General features: G+C 68.6%; 17 protein-coding genes. 10 read left to right on the top strand and 7 right to left on the bottom strand.

The window, feature by feature from the left end:
- Positions 1 to 20 precede the first annotated feature (20 nt).
- Together AC5P8F_RS06105 and AC5P8F_RS06100 are read left to right on the top strand one after the other, a co-directional pair.
- Entirely contained in the window at positions 21 to 560 is a 540-nt protein-coding gene (locus tag AC5P8F_RS06105; protein WP_026347086.1) for a C40 family peptidase, read from the top strand.
- Positions 561 to 691: 131 nt separating this feature from the next.
- Positions 692 to 1,465 (top strand): C40 family peptidase, encoded by a 774-nt coding sequence (locus tag AC5P8F_RS06100; RefSeq protein WP_005414115.1) that lies wholly within the window; start codon positions 692 to 694, stop codon positions 1,463 to 1,465.
- Positions 1,466 to 1,677: 212 nt separating this feature from the next.
- Here AC5P8F_RS06100 and AC5P8F_RS06095 read toward each other — a convergent pair whose 3' ends face one another.
- Entirely contained in the window at positions 1,678 to 3,012 is a 1,335-nt protein-coding gene (locus AC5P8F_RS06095; protein WP_014647927.1) for a dicarboxylate/amino acid:cation symporter, read from the bottom strand.
- Between the two features lie 154 nt (positions 3,013 to 3,166).
- On the opposite strand from AC5P8F_RS06095, the gene AC5P8F_RS06090 reads away from it, so the two are divergent.
- The 5 genes from AC5P8F_RS06090 to AC5P8F_RS06070 all read left to right on the top strand — a co-directional run bounded on the left by AC5P8F_RS06090 (position 3,167) and on the right by AC5P8F_RS06070 (position 8,410).
- Positions 3,167 to 4,873 (top strand): alkaline phosphatase, encoded by a 1,707-nt coding sequence (locus AC5P8F_RS06090; protein WP_014647928.1) that lies wholly within the window; start codon positions 3,167 to 3,169, stop codon positions 4,871 to 4,873.
- Positions 4,870 to 5,409 (top strand): WG repeat-containing protein, encoded by a 540-nt coding sequence (locus AC5P8F_RS06085; protein ID WP_032960809.1) that lies wholly within the window; start codon positions 4,870 to 4,872, stop codon positions 5,407 to 5,409. The genes AC5P8F_RS06090 and AC5P8F_RS06085 overlap by 4 nt, the downstream gene beginning before the upstream one ends.
- A 549-nt stretch (positions 5,410 to 5,958) precedes the next feature.
- Entirely contained in the window at positions 5,959 to 7,245 is a 1,287-nt protein-coding gene (gene tilS, locus AC5P8F_RS06080; RefSeq protein WP_495227742.1) for a tRNA lysidine(34) synthetase TilS, read from the top strand.
- A 36-nt stretch (positions 7,246 to 7,281) separates the two neighbouring features.
- A complete protein-coding gene (locus AC5P8F_RS06075) occupies positions 7,282 to 7,542 on the top strand; it encodes an exodeoxyribonuclease VII small subunit (RefSeq protein ID WP_014647931.1) in 261 nt (86 codons plus the stop codon).
- On the top strand, positions 7,532 to 8,410 hold the full coding sequence (locus AC5P8F_RS06070; protein ID WP_014647932.1) for a polyprenyl synthetase family protein: 879 nt from the start codon (positions 7,532 to 7,534) through the stop codon (positions 8,408 to 8,410). Before AC5P8F_RS06075 ends, AC5P8F_RS06070 begins: the two co-directional genes overlap by 11 nt.
- A 76-nt stretch (positions 8,411 to 8,486) precedes the next feature.
- Here AC5P8F_RS06070 and AC5P8F_RS06065 read toward each other — a convergent pair whose 3' ends face one another.
- Both AC5P8F_RS06065 and pmbA read right to left on the bottom strand, forming a co-directional pair.
- Complete coding sequence (locus tag AC5P8F_RS06065) at positions 8,487 to 8,858, bottom strand: DUF4870 domain-containing protein (RefSeq protein ID WP_014647933.1); 372 nt, start codon at positions 8,856 to 8,858, stop codon at positions 8,487 to 8,489.
- Between the two features lie 87 nt (positions 8,859 to 8,945).
- Positions 8,946 to 10,313, bottom strand: coding sequence for a metalloprotease PmbA (gene pmbA / locus AC5P8F_RS06060; RefSeq protein WP_495227740.1), 1,368 nt, complete (start codon positions 10,311 to 10,313; stop codon positions 8,946 to 8,948).
- Between the two features lie 68 nt (positions 10,314 to 10,381).
- On the opposite strand from pmbA, the gene yjgA reads away from it, so the two are divergent.
- The gene (yjgA, locus tag AC5P8F_RS06055; protein WP_014647935.1) at positions 10,382 to 10,969 is read left to right on the top strand and encodes a ribosome biogenesis factor YjgA; all 588 of its coding nucleotides are present in this window, start codon (positions 10,382 to 10,384) and stop codon (positions 10,967 to 10,969) included.
- A 41-nt stretch (positions 10,970 to 11,010) separates the two neighbouring features.
- Here the strand turns inward: yjgA and tldD are convergent, their stop codons facing one another.
- Genes tldD through AC5P8F_RS06035 form a run of 4 tightly spaced genes read right to left on the bottom strand, consistent with a single transcriptional unit; the run spans position 11,011 to position 18,490 of the window.
- Positions 11,011 to 12,456 carry a metalloprotease TldD gene (gene tldD / locus AC5P8F_RS06050; RefSeq protein WP_014647936.1) on the bottom strand — a complete coding sequence of 482 codons (1,446 nt, stop codon included), beginning with the start codon at positions 12,454 to 12,456 and terminating at the stop codon, positions 11,011 to 11,013.
- Between the two features lie 57 nt (positions 12,457 to 12,513).
- Complete coding sequence (locus AC5P8F_RS06045) at positions 12,514 to 16,371, bottom strand: YhdP family protein (protein WP_495227738.1); 3,858 nt, start codon at positions 16,369 to 16,371, stop codon at positions 12,514 to 12,516.
- Between the two features lie 30 nt (positions 16,372 to 16,401).
- The gene (gene rng / locus AC5P8F_RS06040) at positions 16,402 to 17,889 is read right to left on the bottom strand and encodes a ribonuclease G (RefSeq protein ID WP_005418079.1); all 1,488 of its coding nucleotides are present in this window, start codon (positions 17,887 to 17,889) and stop codon (positions 16,402 to 16,404) included.
- Positions 17,882 to 18,490, bottom strand: a complete 609-nt coding sequence (locus tag AC5P8F_RS06035; protein WP_032961948.1) for a Maf family nucleotide pyrophosphatase — start codon at positions 18,488 to 18,490, stop codon at positions 17,882 to 17,884. The genes rng and AC5P8F_RS06035 overlap by 8 nt, the downstream gene beginning before the upstream one ends.
- Positions 18,491 to 18,619: 129 nt before the next feature.
- Here AC5P8F_RS06035 and AC5P8F_RS06030 point away from each other — a divergent pair, with 129 nt between their 5' ends.
- Both AC5P8F_RS06030 and AC5P8F_RS06025 read left to right on the top strand, forming a co-directional pair.
- Positions 18,620 to 19,357, top strand: a complete 738-nt coding sequence (locus AC5P8F_RS06030) for an SIMPL domain-containing protein (RefSeq protein WP_049442355.1) — start codon at positions 18,620 to 18,622, stop codon at positions 19,355 to 19,357.
- 219 nt (positions 19,358 to 19,576) lie between these two features.
- Positions 19,577 to 20,227 carry an energy transducer TonB gene (locus AC5P8F_RS06025; RefSeq protein WP_495227736.1) on the top strand — a complete coding sequence of 217 codons (651 nt, stop codon included), beginning with the start codon at positions 19,577 to 19,579 and terminating at the stop codon, positions 20,225 to 20,227.
- The last annotated feature ends 115 nt before the right edge of the window (positions 20,228 to 20,342 follow it).

The raw sequence follows: 20,342 nt of genomic DNA, 5'->3' as shown, positions 1-20,342 counted from the left end.
TGGCGCATTATCCGGAGATCATGCACATCACGCCAGTTTCGTCCGGCCAGCGCCGGTTTCTCGCCCCGGCCCTGCTGCTGGCCCTGCCCCTGTTGATGACCGCCTGTGGCGGTGGCAAGGCCACCCGCCCGGCCCCGCCCCCGCCCACGGCGAACTGGCCAAAGACCGTGCCGGACAACCCCGAGGCTGCCAACTCGGTGCTGATGCGCGCCATCAGCCTGGTCGGCACGCCCTACCGCTATGGCGGCAACACCCCGGATTCGGGCTTCGACTGCAGCGGCCTGGTCGCTTATGTCTATCGCGAGATGCTGGACCTGCGGCTGCCGCGCACCTCCCGCGACCTGGCGGCGGTGCAGGGCCCGAAGATCGACCCGCAGCGCCTGGCCACCGGCGACCTGGTGTTCTTCGGCAGCCGCGGCAGCGTCACCCACGTCGGTATTTATGTAGGTGAAGGGCGTTTCGTGCATGCGCCGAGCACCGGCGGCACCGTGCGCCTGGACTCGCTCAGCGGTCCCTACTGGAAGGACCACTACACAGGGGCGAAACGCGTCCTTCGCTAAAATGAACAGGCGATATATTCAAAACTGTGACGAACATCACCGCGCAACTAACGAATTACTAACGGAATTTTTAACTTATCCGCGCTTTTACAGGGCATGATGCCCCATCGTTTTTTTCCTGTGACCGACGCGTGACGACTGACGACCTGAAAAGCGAAGGCCAGACTTCCGTATCTTCACGTAGTGCCCGCCCGCTGTTGCTTGGCCTGGCACTGTGTCTGACCAGCCTTCCGGCCTGGTCGCAGACTGCTCCGAACCGTTCCGATGTGACCCCGGCCCCGGTGGCCGAGAGCACCGCCCGACCGGCCGCCAAGGCCGAGGCTGCCGCTCCGCAGCGCAGCCGCGTCGATGCCGCCGCCAGTGCCACGCTGGCCGCCCTGTTGCCGCACCTGGCCGCCAACGACACCATTCCGCTGATGGACCGCTCGGCCGTGGTGGCCGGCGACCTCAGCCGCCTGCTCGCCAACTACGACACCAGCAGCGCCGCCAATGGCAGCGTCGTCGGCACCGCCGCCGACAACGGCAAGGTGCAGTCGCTGCTGCGCCGCGCGATGACCCTGCTGGGCACCCCGTACCGTTGGGGTGGCAGCAACCCGGACAGCGGTTTCGACTGCAGCGGCCTGGTCGGTTATGTGTTCCGTTCGGCCCTGGGCATCGAACTTCCGCGCGTCTCGCGCGAGATGGCCCACGATGACAATGCCGAACTGATCAACGACCGCACCGCGCTGGCCGCGGGTGATCTGGTGTTCTTCGGCCGCAAGGGCCGCGTCGACCACGTCGGCATCTACGTCGGCGATGGCCGTTTCCTGCACGCGCCGAGCTCGGGCAAGGACGTCCGCGTGGACACCCTGCTCAGTGGCTACTGGGGCAACAAGTTCATGCAGGCCCGCCGGGTCGACCTCTGACCGGCAGGCGTCACGGCGCCGTCTGACACGAGAAAGCCGCTGCCCTGCAGCGGCTTTTTTGTTGGGCCCGCGTAATGGTGGGTAGCTGCCGACCTTGGTCGGCACCGCCTCCATCCACGCATGGCGTGGATCTACCGCGGTCGGCAGCGCGTCAGCCATCTCCCAAACGAAAGGCCCGCCGGTCAGGGCGGGCCTTTCATCTCCACGCAACCTCAGCTGCGTGGCGGTGTCGGGTCAGGATCGTCCACGCCCACATTGCTGGACGGATTGTCATACACCGCCTGGTCCAGCAGCCCGGTTTCCTTGGCCACGATCACCGGCACCAGCATCTGGCCGGTCACATTCGTCATCGTGCGCATCATGTCGAGGATGCGGTCGATGGCATACAGATAGCCGATGGTCTCCAGCGGCAGGTTGGCTGCGCTCAGCACCACCGTGGCCATGATCACCGCGGTACCCGGCACGCCGGCCGTACCGAAGCTGCCCAGCACCGAGGCGATCAGCACCACCACGTACTGCTCCGGGGTCAGCGGCACACCGCTGTACTGCGCGATGAACACCGCGCACAGCGCCGGATAGATCGCGCCGCAGCCATCCATCTTGATGCTGGCGCCCAGCGGCACCGCGAATGAACCGTAGTCCTTGTTCACGCCCAGGTTGTGGGTGATCGAACGCAGCGCCACCGGCATCGCGGCGAAGCTGGACGAGCTGACGAAGGCCACCTGCATGCCCGGCGCCGCGCCGCGGAAGAACTTCAGCGGGTTCAGGCCGTGCGCCAGCAGCAGCGCGCTGTAGACCACCACGATGTGCAGGGCGCAGGCCACGTACAGGGCCAGCACGAAATGGCCCAGCGGCAGCAGCTTTTCGAAGCCATAACTGCCGACCAGGCCGGCGATCAGGCCGAAGGTACCGATCGGGGTGACTTCCAGCACGAAGCGGGTCACCTGGATCATGATGTCGCTCATCTGGCCGACCAGCTTGCGCGCCTCGGTCACCTTCTCGCCCAGCTTGACGATGGCAAAGCCCACCAGGCCTGCGAAGAAGATCACCGGCAGGATCGAGCCGCGACCGGCCGCCAGCACGGTCTCACCGGCCGCATTGACCTTGGTACCGATGCCGGACAGCGCGTAGAAGACATTGGCCGGCACCACGTCCAGCAGCACCTGCACCACACTGGGCACTTCGCGCGGCACGTAGTTGCTGGCCATTGTCAGCTGCAGCCCGCCGGCACCGGGCTGCAGCACGGTCCCCACGCCCAGCCCAACGCATACCGCCAGCGCCGCGGTGATCACGAACCACAGGAAGGTGCGGCCACTGAGCGCGGCGACCGACTTCTGCCCGTGCAGCGACGAGATCGCGTTGATGACCGCGAAGAACACCAGCGGCACGGCGATCATCTTGATCAGGGTGACGTACAGCTCACCGAGCGGGCCGAACCACGTTTCCGCGGCCGGGCCAAGCGCCCAGCCGGCCAGCGCGCCGAGCACGAAGCCACCGACCACGCGCTGCCAGAATGGAATCCGCAGCCAGGCAGAGACCAGCTTCATAGGCAATCCAGAGGGGAAGGAAGGGATGCTGGCACGATAGCCCAAGGCGGCCCGCAGAACGACCGCCCGGCCGGCAAATCAGTGTGTCATCGGCGTGCCTTGCAGGGGCGGGCATAATGAACGTCCCGTTACAGTTTGTGAGATCCCAGCGTCCATGCGCCGTTCCGTCTCCCTGTTGGCCGCCTGCGCCACCACCCTGCTGCTGGGCGCCTGCGCCAGCACCACCCCCGCCTCTGCCCCGGCCGGCCTGAAGGTCGCCGTCGACCCGGTCGCCCATCCGGCCGGCGAGACCCCGCAATGGTGGTACCGCAGTGGCGCCGCCCAGGCCGCCGCCAACGGCGCGATGTCCGGCAAGGCGAAGAACGTCATCCTGTTCCTCGGCGACGGCATGAGCCTGACCACCGTGGCCGCCTCGCGCATCTACGAAGGCCAGCAGAAGGGTGGCTCGGGCGAGGAGAACCTGCTGTCCTGGGAGCGCTTCCCGGCCACGGCGTTCAGCAAGACCTACAACACCGATTCGCAGACGCCGGACTCGGCCGGCACCATGACCGCCATCACCACCGGCGTGAAGACCCACATGGGCGCGATCGGTGTCAGCGCCGGCAGCCGCACCGACTGCGCCGACAGCCTGTCCAAGGGCCTGCTGACCTGGCTGCAGCTGGCCGACAGCGCCGGCCTGGCCACCGGTGTGGTGTCCACCGCGCGCCTGACCCATGCCACCCCTGCTGCCACCTATGCGCACTCGCCCGAGCGCAACTGGGAAAACGACACCGACCTGACTGAAGCGGCCAAGGCTGCAGGCTGCAAGGACATCGCACAGCAGCTGCTGTCGACCTCGCGTTATGGGCGCGGCCCGCTGGTCGCTCTCGGCGGCGGTCGCGGTGAATTCACCACCGTGGAAGAGCGCGATCCGGAATACGACGACAAGGTCGGCCAGCGCCTGGATGGCCGCAGCCTGGTGCAGGAATGGCAGCAGGCGCACCCGCAGGGTGCCTACGTGTGGAACAGCAAGCAGCTGGCGGCGGCCGCCAATGCGCCGGCCATCCTCGGCCTGTTCGAACCGGACCACATGCGCTACGAATACGAGCGCCCGCAGGATCCGGGCGGTGAGCCGAGCCTGGCCGAACTGACGGCTGCAGCGATCAGGAATCTGGCCAGGCACCAGGAAGGCTACGTGCTGATGATCGAAGGCGCGCGCATCGACCACGCCAACCACAGCGGCAACGCCTACCGTGCACTGACCGAGACCGTGGCGCTGTCCGACGCGGTGCGCGTGGCCAACGAACTGACCTCGGCCGACGACACCCTGATCATCGTCACCGCCGACCACTCGCATACGCTGAACTTCGTCGGCTACCCGGCACGTGGCAATCCGATCCTGGGCAAGGTGAAGGACAAGGGAGGCGAAGATGGTGCCGGCAAGCTGGACTACGCGCTGGACGGCACCGGCCAGCCGTACACCACACTGAGCTATGCCAACGGCCCGGGCCATACCGGCAGCAGCAACCAGCAGCCGGCCGGCCCGAAGCGTTACCCGCACAACCCGAGCAGCTTCGAACCGGCCAACGGCCGCCCGAACCTGCGCGAGGTCGACACCGAGCATCCGGACTACATGCAGGAAGCACTGGTGCCGATGAAGTCCGAATCGCACGGTGGTGAGGATGTCGGCATCTGGGCGCGTGGCCCGGGCAGCAAGGCGATCCGCGGCACGTTGGAACAGAACGCGATCTACCACATGATCGTGCAGGCCACCCCGGCCCTGCGCGAGCGCCTGTGCCAGGCCGGCACCTGCGATGACAAGGGCGTGCCGGTGCAGCTGCCGGCACCGACGGCCTTCGAGCGCAAGGCCGAGGCCAAGTGATCGTGCGGCAGGCCCGCCTCGACCGCGGCCGCTTCGCGCGGTCGCTGGTCCTGCTCGGCGTACTGGCCGGTTCCAGCGCGCTGGCGCAGGCGCCGGCCTGCAAGCTGCTGACCGACGAACACGGGTTGTGGCCGCTGCCCAACTGCGAGGTGGTCGATCACCGGCCGAAGATCAGCGCCGATGCGCTGAAGGACCTGAACTACGACGACCACGGCCTGGCCGTGGTGTATGCCGACCAGGGCTTCCACTACGTCGACCGCAAGGGCCGCAGCCTGCCTGTGCTGACCTGGGACAACGGCCCGGAAACACCGCAGGAAGGCCTGCTGCGCGGCCGCGTCGGCAACCGTGTCGGCTACTTCGACCTGACGTTCCGCCAGGTGGTGCCCGGCACCTACGATTTCGGGTGGCCGTTCCAGGATGGCGTGGCCGAGGTCTGCAACGGCTGTCGGCGCGGCACGCCGGATGCCGATGGCCACACGCCGATGGAAGGCGGAGAGTGGTTCCGCATCGACCGCGCGGGCCGTCGGGTGAAGTAGGTTTTTCGGCAGGGCTGCGCCCTGCACCTGCTACACGCCAGAGCAATAGCAACGGCCACGGCCGAAGCAACAGCAACAGCGTGCGTTCCGTGGGATGGCGGGGCACTGTGGGTTTGCGGGGACGCCGTAAACCCGTCCCTGGGGGCTTGGTCGCCGCATCCATGCGGCTCACACCCCGCAAACCCACAGTGCCCCGCCTTCGACAGTTTTCCGGCGGCTGTTGGTAGGTGTCGACCTTGGTCGACACATCTGTCAGATATCGAAATAAATCGGGGTCAGATCCGTTTTCCGCAGGAAAACGGATCTGACCCCATCGGCACGTCCAACAGTTCGCAGGAAACTGTCGAAGGCGGGGTGGGTCCGGTTGCGGGGGCGTGAGCCGCATGGATGCGGCGACCGAGCTTACATGGACGTACTTGCAGCGGCCCCCGCAACCGGACCCACCCCGCCTCCCCTCAGGAAACCAGCTTCTGCTGTTGCCGTTGCCGTTGCTCTGGATCGTAGCGGGTGCAGGGCGCAGCCCTGCCGAGCAACCCTATACTTGCCGCCGTGACTGCCTTCCCTGCCCTCGTTCCGCTGGATGCGCCACTGCTGGTGGGCTACAGCGGCGGTGTCGACTCGACCGTGCTGCTGCACTGGCTGTGGCGCAGCGCCAAGGCCTCCGGCACGGCGCTGCGCGCGGTGCACGTGCACCATGGCCTGCACCCCGATGCGGACGACTGGGTGCTGCATTGCCAGCAGCAATGCGCAGCGCTGGGCATCGAACTGGCCGTGCATCGCGTGCAGATCGACCCCACATCGGGCCTGGGCCTCGAAGGCGCAGCACGGCAGGCGCGACGCGCCGCGTTCGCCGCCGAACTGCGCGACGGCGAAACACTGGCGCTGGCGCAGCACCTGGACGACCAGGCCGAGACCTTCCTGCTGCGTGCCCTGCGTGGCTCCGGCGTCGATGGTCTTGCCGCGATGTCCGCAGACAGCCGCGTAGGCGAACACCGTGTGTGGCGACCGCTGCTGGCGGTGCCGCGCCGTGCGCTGCTCGATTACGCGCACCAGCACGCGCTGCGCTGGGTTGAAGACCCCAGCAACGCCGACGACCACGCCGATCGCAATTTCCTGCGCCTGCAGGTGCTGCCGTTGCTGCGCCAGCGCTGGCTGCACACCGCCGCGGCATTGGCGGGCAGCGCCCTGCATTGCCGGCAGACCCGCGAACTGCTGGACGAGGAGGACGCCGAGCTGATCGTGCATCTGGAGGTGGCACCGCGTGTGCTGTCGCTGCAGCTGCTGCGCCAGGTGTCACCGGGCCGCGCCGCGCGCGTGCTGCGTGCCTGGGTGATCGGCCATGGGGCCGCCCCACTGCCGGCCACGGTGCTGCAGCAGGCGCTGGACGAGCTGCTACCAGCCAGCAACGATCGCCAGGCGCGGGTGCGCTGGCACGATCATGCCATCCAGCAATGGCGCGATCACGCCTATCTCCTGCCCGCGCAACTGCCGGCGCTTCCCCATGATTGGCAGGCCGGATGGGATGGACGCGCGCCATTGGCGCTGCCCGATGGCGGTCAGCTGCACCTGCACGGCGCCGAGGCCTTCGAACGGCCGCTCCAGGTCCGTGCGCGTGTGGGCGGCGAACGCATCCTGCTGCCCGGTCGCCAGCATTCGCATGCGCTGAAGGACTGCCTGCAACGCGAACACCTTGCCCCCTGGCGACGCGCCCAGCTGCCGCTGGTCTTCGATGGAGCGCAGCTGCTTGCCGCCGCCGACGTGGTCATCGCAGCTGCCCTGCAGGCCTGGTTGCAGGCCCACGACGCGCAGCTGCAGTGGCGTCCCGGCGGCTGGTGAATTGACCCCCGCGCGCAGCCCGTCCACACTTGCCGCATGGCCAAGAAGTCCCCCGAAAACGCCTCCCCGGTCGCCCAGTTCGAGCAGTCGCTCGAATCGCTGGAGCAGCTGGTGGAGCAGATGGAAACCGGCGAGCTGAGCCTGGAAGCGTCGCTCAGTGCTTACGAACGCGGCGTCGGTCTGTACCGTCAGTGCCAGCAGGCGCTGGAGCAGGCCGAATTGCGCGTGCGCCTGCTCAGCGATCCGGCCCAGCCGGAAACGGCCGAGCCTTTCGATCCGCCCAACCATGACGGCTGAAGCCCTGTTCGCGCGCTGGCGCGACCGTATCGAAAGCCAGCTCGATGCCGCCCTGCCCTCGCCCGCCGAAGCACCGCAGCGCCTGCACCAGGCCATGCGCTATTCGGTGCTGGGCGGTGGCAAACGCATGCGCCCGCTGCTGGTGTATGCCAGTGGCCACCTGTTCGGCGCGCAGCCGGAACAGCTGGACGCGGCGGCGATGGCTGTCGAGCTGATCCACGCCTATTCGCTGGTGCATGACGACCTGCCGGCGATGGACGACGACGCCCTGCGCCGCGGCAAGCCGACCACCCACATCGCCTTCGACGAAGCCACCGCGATCCTGGCCGGCGACGCCCTGCAGACGCGTGCCTTCGGCCTGCTGGCCGATGCGCCGCTGCCGGCCACGCTGCGCGTGGCCTGCCTGCAGACCCTCGCTCACGCGTCCGGCGCCTCCGGCATGTGCGGTGGCCAGGCGCTGGACATCGATGCCACCGGCCAGCAGCAGACCCTGGCGGCACTGACCCGCATGCATGCGCTGAAGACCGGCGCGCTGATCCGTGCAGCGGTGCGCATGGGGGCGCTGTGCGGCCAGGCCCACGAGCCGCAGCTGGCCCAGCTCGACAGTTTCGCCGATGCACTCGGCCTGGCCTTCCAGGTCCGCGATGACATCCTCGATGTCGAAGCCAGTTCCGAACAGCTGGGCAAGACCGCCGGCAAGGACGAGGCGCAGGACAAGAGCACCTTCCCCGCGCTGCTCGGCATGGACGGCGCGAAGGCGCAGCTGCGCGAACTGGCCGCACGCATGCAGGCCACGTTGGCCGGCCATGGCGAAGAGGCCGATGCGCTGCGCGCGCTGGCAACGCTGGCGGTGGAACGCGATCACTGATCGCCGCCGGTGGCGCTGCCCTCAAACAGGAACGCCCGGCAATGCCGGGCGTTCCTGTTTGCGCATGCGGCCGGTATTACTTGATCAGGCGCAGGGTGAACGGGTAGCGATAGGCTTCGCCGTTGTTGGCCTTGACTGCGGCAATGATGCAGAACACCAGGTTGATGATGCCCACGATCGGCGCCAGGATGCCGCCGATGATCACCACCATCAGGATGATGCTGATGACCATGGCGATGGTCACGGTGATCTGGAAGTTCAGCGCTTCCTTGGCCTGGTCGGTCACGAAGGCCTTGCTGGCGTCATCCTTGTTGATCAGCCAGATGATCAGGGCGCCGATGAACCAGGTGAAGATGCCCAGCAGGTGCGCAGCCAGCGCCATGGTGCGCTGGTCGGCCGGGGCATCGGTGGTTGCCGGCGGCGGCGGGACGTTATCGAATTCGCTCACGACAAAACTCCTTTTCATTGGGTGGTCTTGACCCACCAGCACCAAGCTGGTTGCGTCAGGCGCGCATAGCTTACGTCATCAATGCCATCAATCATTACCGGCGACGGTCATCCGCCCCAGCAGGATCGAACCGGTCCGGATGTGCGAGCGCGTGTCGACGTCGCTGCCGACCGCCTCGATGCTGCTGAACATCTCGCGCAGGTTGCCGGCGATGGTGACGCCGTCCACCGGGTACTGGATCTCGCCGTTCTCGACACAGAAGCCGCCCGCGCCTCGTGAGTAATCGCCGGTCACCCCGTTCACGCCCTGCCCCATCAGCTCGGTCACCAGCAGGCCGTCACCCATCTGCCGGGCGATCTCTTCCAGCGGGCCGGCATTGGCCGCCAGCTGCAGGTTGTGCACGCCGCCAGCATTGGCGGTGGTCTGCAGGCCCAGCTTGCGCGCCGAATAGCTGCCCAGCACGTAGCGCTGCAGTACGCCGTCTCGGACCAGCGCCGAACTACGGGTGGCCACGCCGTCGCCGTCGAAGGCGGCCGAGCGCAGGCCACGGCGCAGGTGCGGCAGCTCGTCGATCTGCATCCATTCCGGGAACAGGCGTTGGCCGACGCTGTCCAGCAGGAAGCTGGCCTGGCGGTACAAGGCGCCGCCGGACACCGCCGACAGCAGGTGGCCGACCAGGCTGCGCGCCACTTCCGGGGCGAACAGCACCGGCATGCTGCCAGTAGCCAGTGAACGCGGCTGCAGGCGGGCCACGGTGCGCTCGGCGGCACGACGGCCGACCAGGCCCACGTCTTCCAGGTCCTCCCGGGCAAGCGCGCTGGTGTACCAGCCATCGCGCTGCATGCCATCGCCCTGCCCGGCGATCAGCGCGCAGCCGACCGAATGGTGGGTGCCGCGCTCACGACCAAAGAAACCATGCGAATTGGCATACACCGACAGGCTCTGCATGCTCGACACCGATGCGCCGTCGGAATTGCGGATCTGCGCGTCGGCCTCGCGACCGGCCGCCTCGCAGGCCAGGGCCAGGTCCACCGCCTCATCGGCCTGCAGCGCCCACGGGTGCCAACCGTCCAGCTCCGGGAAGTCGGTGGCCATCAGTGCGGCCTCGGCCAGGCCGGCAGCCGGGTCATCCTCGGTATGCCGGGCAATCGCGCAGGCCTGCTCGACCGTAGCGGCCAGGCTGGCCTCGTTCAGGTCACCGGTGCTGGCACTGCCCTTGCGCCGGCCGAAATAGACGGTCACGGCGATGCCGCGGTCACGCGTGGACTGCACGGTCTCGACCTCACCGAGGCGGACATTGACCTCCAGTCCGCGGTCCTCGCTGCAACTGACCTCGGCCTGGCTGGCGCCCAGCGCGCGGGCGCGGTCGAGCAGCTGCTGGGAGAGGTCGGCCAGCCGTTCCAGCCGGGCCGGGCTGTCGTCGCCGACGGCCACTTCAGGGGCGATCACGTTCAATGCTTTATCCTGTACAGGTTGGGCCCGGCATCACGCCGGGCGACTTTTTTTGAGATCAGGTAGGGACGATGCGCGGACGCGACGAAGAAACCGGTGAATTCCACGACAAGAGCCGCAGCCAGAACCGGCGCGACGCGCTCGACGTCCTGGCCCTGGGCGAGAAGCTGGTGTCGTTGACCCCGGCCCAGCTGGCGCGCCTGCCGATCCCGGAAGACCTGCTGCCGCATATCGCCGAGTGCAAGCGCATCACCGCCCACATCGCCCACAAGCGCCAGCTGGCGTTCCTGGCCAAGCACATGCGCCGCGAGGACGAGGCAACGCTGGACGCGATCCGCGATGCGCTGGACGCCAACAGCGAGACTGGCCGCCGCGAAGTGGCGATGATGCACCGCGTGGAAGACTGGCGCGACCGCCTGTTGGCCGACGGTGACAAGGCGCTGGCCGCCCTGCTTGACGACTACCCGCAGGCCGACCGCCAGCAGCTGCGCACCCTGGTACGCAACGCGCAGGCCGAAAAGGCGAAGAACAAGCCGCCGCGCGCCTACCGCGAGATCTTCCAGGTGCTGCGTACGCTGATGCTGCCGGCGGCGCTGGGCTTGAAGACGGCGGGCGACGAACACGCCGGCGATCCGGTCGACGAGGCCGACGAGGACTGAGTCCGCGCCGGCCCGGGCGGTGGCCGCGGCCATCGCCACGCTCAGGCCTGCGTACCGCCGACGGTGATGCCCTCGATCAACAGCGAGGGCTGGCCGACACCCACGGGCACACTCTGCCCGTCCTTGCCGCAGATGCCCACGCCCTCGTCCAGGGCCAGATCGTTGCCGACCATGCGCACCTTCTGCATGGTCTCCGGGCCGTTGCCGATCAGGGTCGCGCCCTTCACCGGGGTGGTGATGCGGCCATCCTCGATCAGGTAGGCCTCGGTGGCCGAGAACACGTACTTGCCGCTGGTGATGTCGACCTGGCCACCGCCGAAGTTCACCGCGTACAGGCCCTTCTTCACCGAACGGATCATCTCCTGCGGGTCGTGCTCGCCGGCGCGCATGTAGGTGTTGGTCATGCGTGGCATGGTCAGGTGCGCGAACGATTCGCGGCGCCCGTTGCCGGTCGGGGCCATGCCCATCAGCCGCGCGTTGAGGCTGTCCTGCATGTAGCCGACCAGGATGCCGTCCTCGATCAGCGGGGTGCACTGGCTCGGGTGGCCTTCGTCGTCGATGTTCAACGAACCGCGGCGACCGTCGAGGGTGCCGTCGTCGACGATGGTCACCCCCGGTGCGGCGACGCGCTCGCCGATGCGGCCGGCGTAGACGCTGGTGCCCTTGCGGTTGAAGTCGCCTTCCAGGCCGTGGCCGACCGCTTCGTGCAGCAACACGCCCGGCCAACCCGGGCCGAGCACCACCGGCATCATGCCGGCCGGCGCCGGCACCGCGTCCAGGTTCACCAGCGCCTGGCGCAGCGCTTCCTGGGCCAGGGCTTCGGGGCGGCCGCTGGCGAACAGCGCTTCGTAGCCATAACGGCCACCACCACCGGCGTAGCCGGACTCGCGACGGCCGTTGTGTTCGACGATGACCTGCACGTTCAGGCGTACCAGCGGGCGCACGTCGGCCGCCAGCACGCCGTCGCTGCGGGCGATCAGCACCGTATCGACGCCGCCGGACAGGCTCACCATCACCTGCTTCACGCGCGGGTCGGCGGCACGCAGGTAGCCATCCAGGCGCTTGAGCACCTCGACCTTGGCCTCGTTGCCGATGCCGTCGATCGGGTCCAGCGCCGGGTACAGCGCGCGCGCATTGCCGCGCAGCAGCGAACGTCCGGTCTGCGCACCGCCCTCGCGCGAGATCGCGCGCGCCGACTGCGCCGCCGCCAGCAGCGCATCGGCATGGATGTCATCGGAGTAGGCGAAGCCGGTCTTCTCGCCGGAAATCGCCCGCACGCCCACGCCCTGCTCGATGGAATGGGCGCCGTCCTTGACGATGCCGTCTTCCACGCTCCAGCTCTCGCGGCGGGCGTGCTGGAAATAAAGGTCGCCGAAGTCGACACCAGGGCCGAGCAGTTGCCCGAAGGTGCGCTCCAGGCCGGCGGTATCCAGGCCGCCGGGGCGCAGCAGGCGGTCTTGGGCAAGCGTCAGGGCGATATCAGTCATGGTTTCGATCTGGGGTGCGGGGGCGCTCAGGCAAGCCCCGTGAACAGGAAGCCGTGCTCAGCGCGAGCGCGGCAGGTCGGTGACGGTCGGCGGAATGGCCGGTGCAGGTGCCGGCACGGGCGGTGATGGGGTCTTGTCGCGGCTGCGCTCGATCACTTCCACCTTCGGCTCCTTCCATGGACCGGTCACCTTGTAGGTACGGGCGCCAATCTCGCCCAGCGGCTTGGACAATACCGCATTGGTGGCCGCGCCCAGCGCCGCCCCCACCGGGCCGCCGGCCACCGCACCGACCACGGTCAGCAGGTTGCCCGCGCGCGGGTTGACGTCGATGGTCTGGTCGAACTGCTGGTTGCGCAGGTCGGCCTGGCCACGGATGGTGATGTTGGCCGCCGGGCCTTCGATCAGCACCTTGTCGGTGCGCGCCATGCCCTGACCGAACTGCATGCTGCCCTCGATCTGGTTGAACGCGAAGCCCTTGGAGAAGAAGTCGCGGAAATCGAACATCAGCCGCCGCGGCAGCTGCGCGACGCTGAGCAGGCCCAGCACGCGGCCGGCGCCCGGCTCCAGCTCCAGCAGCTGGCCATTGCGCGCATGCAGGTCGAGGCTGCCCTGCAGGTTGCCCAGCTGGAAGTCCGACGGCCCCCCGCTCCAGGCCGCCTGCAGCTGCGCCTGGCCGGAACCGCCGCGCAGCTGGCCGCCGTAATCAAGGTTCTGCATCAGCCCGCCCAGGTCCTCGCTGCGCACCTGCGCGGTCAGTTCGGTACGGGCGCCGCCCGTACGGCCGAGCCAGCGGCCGGTGATGTCGATTTCCTGGTCCGGCGCGCGGAAGCGCAACGCGTCCACGTTCAGGCCGTTGGCCAGTGGGCGCGTGCGCAGCACCGCCTGGCCCAGCACCACCTTGCCGAACTTCAGGTCGGCGATGTCCAGCGCGAACGGCGGCAGCTTGGCCGGGTCCATGTCATTGGCACCGGCCTGTACCCGCGCCGGCGCGGCGGCCGCCCCCGGTACCGCCGGCAGTGACTGCCAGTGCACCCGGTCAAGCTGGCCGCTGATGGTGCCGCCGTCGGCGTTGGGTACGGTCAGGCGGCCGGCCAGCGACGGCCCGTCCAGGCGCACGTCCAGTGCCTGCGGGCCCGGGTGCAGCTGCAGCCGGGTCTGCTCGAAGACTCCGCCGATCAGCTTGAGCTGGCCGACCTGCACGTCGACCGCGCGCAGCGGCATCGCGTCGTCGTCACTCCCACCGCGCGCCAGGCTGATCCACTCCAGCGCATCCAGGGTCGGGCTGCGGCCATTGACCGTCAGTCCGCTCGCCGGCGGCTCGCGGTCGACATGGTCGCTGCCCAGCGTGACCTGCACACCGGTCTGGTTGTTGTGGCTGCGCGCGGCCAGGGCCAGGCGCTGGCCGAACGCCACATCGATGCGGCCGGCGCCCATCGGCAGCTGCGCGGCCACCGTGGTCGCCAGCGGCTCGGCGGCCGGCTTGTCCAGCGGCGCCGGCAGGTCGAGCCGGGTGCCGACCAGGTCCGAACTCAGTCGCAGCTCGCTCGGCGGCGCAGGCGCGCCGGGCGCCACCTTGGGCAGGTTGACGCCGATGGTCCAGGCCGAATTGCCGTTGATGTAAGGCTTGAGCCAGGCCATCTCCGGAGCACGGTCGATCAGCACGCTGGCATCGAGGCGGGCGGTCAGCTGCGACTCGAAGGCGCGCGTGCTGTCATGCACGTAACCTCCGGCACGCAGGCTCAGCCGTCCTTCCTGGCCGAGGTGGCGCACCGCCAGGTCCTCGGCGCCGAAACCGCCATTGCTGTAGCGCGCCTGCCCGTGCATGTTGTCAAAGGTCAGCTGGAAGCGCTTGTCGACCAGCTTCACGCCGGCCAGATCGACCGTGCCCTGCAGGTGGCCCTCGCCCTCGTCCTGATGCAGCGGCTGCAGCAGATCGAAGGTCACATGGGCCGGACCACTGGCGACCAGATTGTCCAGCGTATCGCCGTAATCCTTGTGCAACGGGCTCTGGCGCAGCATCGCCAGCAGCTTGCCGGCCTCGCTCGGCGCGTCGGCACGTACGTACAACGGCTGGTGCCCGAAGTCCGGAATGCCCGCTTCGAATTTCTGTACCGCCACGCCGGCAAGATCACCCCGTCCACGCATGTCGAAGCCAGGGCCGATGAAGGCGATGTCGGCGTCGACCTGGCTCATCAGCGGCCAGTCGTGCTGGAAGCGGATGTCGCCATTGGTGATGTGGCCGGTGGCCTCGAAGCGGCCATCATTGTTGTCGAACGGCCAGTCGTCCAGGTCACCGGTGACCAGGCCGACGCCATTGCGCACCTGGCCGCCAGCCAGCGCCATGTCCAGCCAGTCGGTGGCGCCCTTGCTCATCTTGGAGTGGATCCAGAAGCGCTTGGCCGCCGTCATCGGCACGTCGTCCAGCTTCGCGGCCAGCTGCAGCCACGGCCGCGTGCCGTCGCCCTGGAACCAGACCCCGCCGCGCACGTCGGCCGCGTAGTCGGTGCCTTCCACACGCATCGCCGGCGTCCCGATCCGCCAACCACCGCCCTCGTCGCGCCAGCCCACGATCTGTCCGGCCAGGTGCAGGTCATGGCGCACGCCGAAGCCGGTCGGCCAATCGAACTGCAGCTGCCGTTGCGGTTGCAGCTGCAGGCTGAAGCCGTCGGCGTCGCCTTCAAAGCGCCCGCCCAGGCCGCGCAGGCCGGGCGAGTTGCCCACGCTGGCGAAACCCAGCGACTGCAGTTCACCCTGCGCCCACAGGGGGCCATCGCGTTCGCCCGACAGCTGCAACGCGCGCACGTCCAGCTGCGGCCTGGACAGGAACAGCCAGCGACGCAGGCCCGGCTCAAGGCGATCACTCAGGGCCAGCGCACGCAGTGCGATGCCGGCCTGCACTTCACCGGAACGGACCTGCAGCTGTTTGCCGACCTGCAGCTGCAGGCCATCGAGGCGCTGCTCGCCGTCTTCATTCTTCAGCCGCAGCTGCGGTACCTGCAGCGCCCAGCCCTCGGCCTGGCGCTGCCAGCGCAGGCGGGCCTGCAGTCGCTGCAGCTGCAGCTGCGGCGCCGCCATGCCGGGTATCGGTGCGCCATCAATGCGCACGTCGCGCAGGTCCGAATCCGTGGTCAGCGCCACCGGCGCGAAATCGCGCAGGGTCAACCACAGGTTCAACTCGCCCTTGCCCTCGCGCAGGCGCACGCCGCCAGCCGCCAGCAAGGGCGCCCAGGCGTGGAAATCGACCGGGTCGGCGCCCAGCCAGGCCTCGCCGTTGCCGCGCGCACGGTCCACGTCCAGCACCGCGGTCAGCGGCAGCGCTTCGGGCTGCGCCCAGGCGCGTACGCCCACGCGCAGGCGATCGCCATTGACCCGCATGCGCAGGTCGATGCGCGGCAGCGTGGTGTCGATGCCCAACGTCGGCGCGTGCACGCCCAGGCGCCCTCCGATCACCTGCAGCTCGCCCAGCCGGCGCAGCGCATCCAGCGGATCGCCGCCGTTGTCCGATTGCGGCAGCCCGCGCACCGTCCAGCGTCCGTCCTCGCCCTGCTGCAGATCCAGCGCCAAGCCACGCAGGCGCAGCTCGGTCAGCGAGCGCCCGGGCAGCAGCCCGCTGTACATCGATACCAGCACCTCGGCCTCGCCGATCGCCAGGCCCTGCCCGGCGCCGATGCGCAGGCCTTTCAGCTGCAGCAGCGGGCCACGACGGGTCCAGGCGGTCTGCAGCTGGTCGAAACGCACCGGCTGGCCGGCACGCTCGCTCAGCCAGGCGGCGATCCTGTCAGGATGACGCTCGGCCAGCGGCAGCAGCTGGCTGAGCGTGCCCACCAGCAGTGCAAGCCCGACCAGGCCCACCGCACAGGCGGCAATGAAATGACGGCGGATCCTTCGCAGTCGCAGGCGCGGCGGCGCGCTCATCGGCCACCGCCGGCCTGCAGCCGGCGAGGATCAGAGCAGAACGACATCGAATTGCTCCTGCAGGTACTGCTCGTCCGCCTGGAAGCGGATGCTCTTGCCGAGGAACTCTTCCAGCTCGGCCACCGCCGAGGATTCCTCATCGGTAATGCGCGCGACCACCTTGGTCGAGGCGATCACCAGCAGGCGCGCAGCATCGAACTGGCGCACGGCACGGGTGATCTCGCGGAAGATCTCATAGGTCACCGTCTCGGTGGTCTTGATGCTGCCGCGGCCGCTGCACTGCGGGCAGGTCTCCGACAGCTGGCGCTCCAGGCTTTCCACCGTACGCTTGCGGGTCATCTCCACCAGGCCCAGCGGCGAGAAATCATAGACCGTGGTCTTGGCATGGTCGCGGGCCAGCGCCTTTTCCAGCGTGCGCAGCACCTGGCGACGATGCTCCGCATCATCCATGTCGATGAAGTCGATGATGATGATGCCGCCCAGGTTGCGCAACCGCAGCTGCCGCGCCACCGCCTGCGCCGCTTCCAGGTTGGTGCGGAACACCGTTTCTTCCAGGTTGCGCTGGCCGAGGAACGAGCCGGTGTTGACGTCGATGGTGGTCATCGCCTCGGTCTGGTCGATCACCAGGTAGCCACCGGATTTCAGCGGCACCTGCTTGTCCAGCGCGCGGCCGATCTCGTCCTCCACGCCGAACATGTCGAAGATCGGGCGGTCACCGGAGTACAGCTCCAGCTTCTCGGCCAGCACCGGCATGTACTTGGCGACGAAGGCCTGCAGTTGGCCGAAGGTCTCCTTCGAGTCCACCTTCACCTTGTCCACGTCCTTGCGGATCAGGTCGCGCACCGACCGCAGCGGCAGGCTCAGGTCTTCATAGATGATGCTGCACGACGGCGCTTCGCGGCCGCGGCGCTCGACCACGTTCCACACGCGCGACAGGTAGGCGATGTCCTCGGCGATGGCCTCGGCCGGCTGCCCTTCGGCGTTGGTGCGCACGATGTAGCCGTAGCCGCCGTGCTGCGCCGACAACTCGGTCACCAGCGCCTTCAGGCGGGCGCGCTCGGTTTCATCCTCGATGCGCGCGGACACCCCCACCACCTTGGACTGCGGCAGCAGCACCATGTAGCGCGAGGGAATGCTGATCTGCGTGGTCAGGCGTGCACCCTTGGTGCCGATCGGGTCCTTCACCACCTGCACCACGATGTCCTGGCCGTCACGCAGCAGCTCGACGATCGGCACGCTGGCCGGCGGCGGCAGCGTCGTGTTCTCGGTGTCGGCACTGGCCACCGGGGCCGGGCGCACCACGTCGTTGGCGTGCAGGAACGCGGCGCGCTCCAGGCCGACCTCGACGAACGCGGCCTGCATGCCGGGCATGACCCGCTGCACCTTGCCCTTGTAGATGTTGCCGACCACACCCCGGCGCCAGCCGCGCTCGATGTGCAGTTCCTGCAGCATGCCGTTCTCGATCACCGCGACCCGGGTTTCGCGGGGGGTCACATTGACCAGGATTTCCTCAGACATCGGCAGCCTCCCTGGCGGCATCGGCAGTGGGGGCCGGCACGCCACAGCGCGCCAGCAGACGATCGGTATGCAGCAATGGCAGCCCCATGACGCCGGAGTAGCTGCCGGAAAGATGTTCGATCCAGCGCTCGGCCCCGCCCTGGATGGCGTAGGCCCCGGCCTTGTCCAACGGCTCGCCGGTGGCGACATAGGCGGCGATGTCGGCGGCGGCGATCGGGGCGAAGGTCACTTCGGAAATGACCAGTTCGCTGTCCAGCCCGTCGGCGCCGACCACCACCACCGCAGTCATCACCTGGTGGGTGCGCCCGGCCAGACGCGCCAGCATCGCGCGCGCGCCGGCGGCGTCGGCCGGCTTGCCGAACACTTCACCGTCCAGCACCACCTCGGTGTCCGAGCCGAGCACCCGCGCCTGCGGGTCCTCGGCCAGCACCCGGGCCAGCCCGGCGCGCGCCTTGTCGGCGGCGACCCGGCACACATACTGTTCGGCACTCTCGGTCGCGGCGCGCTGCTCGACGACCTCCAGGTCCAGGGCCTGGAAGGGGCGTCCGAGTCGGGCCAGCAACTGGTTGCGTCGGGGGGAGCGGGAAGCAAGATAGAGCATCGGCACAGCATAACCTGAGCCCGTCACCTGAATCGTCGGCAACCCGTTACGGAACGCGTACAACCCCTTACAGGCTCACAGCGCGTTCATCGCTACGACACCACCCTCACCGCACAACAAGGAGATCCCATGCGCCTGACCGCCACCCCGCTGCTGCTCGCCCTGTCCCTCGCCCTTGGAACCTCGATGACCGCCCATGCCGCCCCGTCGTCGCCGTCGATCGCCGCCGCGGCCGAAGGCACCCTGCTGAACATTTCGGCCAACGCCGAGGCCACCCGCGTGCCGGACGTCGCCACCCTGTCGGCCGGCGTGGTCACCCAGGCCGCCGACGGCAACAGCGCCATGCGCCAGAACGCCCAGCAGATGGACAAGGTGTTGGCCGCGATCAAGGCCGCCGGCATCGCCGAGCGCGACGTGCAGACCAGCGGCGTCAGCCTCAACCCGCAGTACCGCTATGCCGACAACGAGGCGCCGAAGATCACCGGCTACCAGGCCAGCAACACGGTCAGCCTGAAGGTCCGTGACATCGCCAAGCTCGGCAAGGTGCTCGATGCGCTGGCCGCTCAGGGCGCCAACCAGATCAACGGCCCCAGCTTCGAGATCGACCAGCCGGAACCGGTCTATGACGAAGCCCGCCTGGCCGCGCTGAAGAAGGCCCAGGCCCGCGCCCAGACCTATGCCAAGTCGCTGGGCCTGCAGGTGCGCCGCATCGTCAGCATCTCCGAGAACAGCAGCGGCGGTTTCCGCCCGATGCAGATGATGCGCACCATGGCGGCCGGTGCGGCGATGGACAAGGCCACCCCGGTCGCACCGGGCGAATCGACCGTCTCGGTCAACCTGGACGTGGTGTTCGAACTGGGCCGCTGATCGCGTCCGCCGCGGTCGACGACACAGGCGGGTCCCGCAGGGGGCCCGCCTTTTTCGTGCCCTCCGCCGACACTGGCTGAAGGCCAGCCCAACGATCATGCCCCTGCCTCTAGGCAGTAGCCGTCGTGCCGCGCTACTGATGGACTGCCAGCCGCGTGCGGCAACCCCGCCACGGGCCCTGGTGCGTTGAGGACTTCGTCACTGGCATGGAGGTGGATCATGGTTCGTACGTACCCCGTTGCATCCCTGCATTTCGACCCCGCCCGGGTGGCCGCCTGGAGCGCGGCGATCGCCCTGCACCTGCTGGCCTTCCTGTTGCTGCTCATCCCTGCGACCTACCAGGCCGTGCAGGTCCCGCGTGAAAAGACGCCGGTCCGGCTGATCGAGAAGATCCCGCCACCGCCAACGCCGCCGGTTCCGGTCCCGCCCAAGGAGATCGTCCAGGTGGTGCCGAAACCGCGAACGCAGCCAGTGGTACCGCCACTGCCGGCGCCCACCGCGACCGTGGAGGAGACCCAGGGCATCGCGCTGCCGGCCACCGAACCGGCTCCGCCGCAGCTGGCGCCCAGCATCGACACGTCCACCCCTCTGGCCGGCGCCCAGCTGCAGTACCGCAGCGCCCCGCCGCCGACCTACCCCATCCAGTCCCTGCGCAACCACGAACAGGGAACAGTGCTGTTGCGGGTGGAAGTGGACAGCCATGGCCAACCGGTCGCGGTCAGCGTCGAGCGCAGCAGCGGCTCGCGCAACCTGGACCAGGCCGCCCGCCAGCAGGTGCTCCGGCACTGGCGCTTCGAGCCTGCCCAGCGTGACGGCGTGGCAGTTCCGGCCATCGGCCTGGTACCGGTACAGTTCTCGCTGCCCGACTGAGCCCCACCACCGGCCCGGCCTCGCGCCGGGCCGGTCCCTGCCGCTGCCCGGGAAATGCGGACAGGCCAGGGACCAAGCGTTACCGATTAAGCAAAATTTCACGACTTCGTCACCT

The organism is Stenotrophomonas sp. YJH_SMC_69 (assembly GCF_059370495.1).
Note: the sequence above shows the minus strand (reverse complement) of the source record. Positions and strands in the feature narration are given on the sequence as shown.